The 295-nt window shown below is 50.5% G+C and carries 1 protein-coding gene; it reads left to right on the plus strand.

Features of this window, described 5'->3' with window-relative positions:
• Positions 1-134: 134 nt before the first annotated feature.
• On the plus strand, positions 135-295 hold a 161-nt coding region (locus A6R74_RS23540), incomplete at its 3' end, for a twin-arginine translocation signal domain-containing protein (protein WP_121499364.1).

Here is a 295-nt window from a genome sequence, read left to right on the forward strand (position 1 = left end):
TCAAATGTTTCGTATATAGGCCAGATAATTAGAGCCCTTCAAATTCGTTCAGCACATCGCCTGCTGCAGTAGGACGACATCGCGCTTCTGAAAGTACTCTACTTGCCTGCCTTTGACTTCATAGCGAGGTAGCAATGTCATTCAATCCAGAAGGTGTGACGCGTCGATCTTTTTTGGGCATGGTGGGCGCGGTGGCCGGTGCAGCAGCCATGTATTCCGCAATGAGTACAATGGGCTTTGCTTCCCCATCCAATTGGCGGGGGCGTTTAAACCTTAAGGGAGCTCCCGATAACAC

Origin of the sequence: Halomonas sp. ALS9, assembly GCF_001651035.1 — a bacterium.
Lineage (GTDB): Bacteria > Pseudomonadota > Gammaproteobacteria > Pseudomonadales > Halomonadaceae > Vreelandella.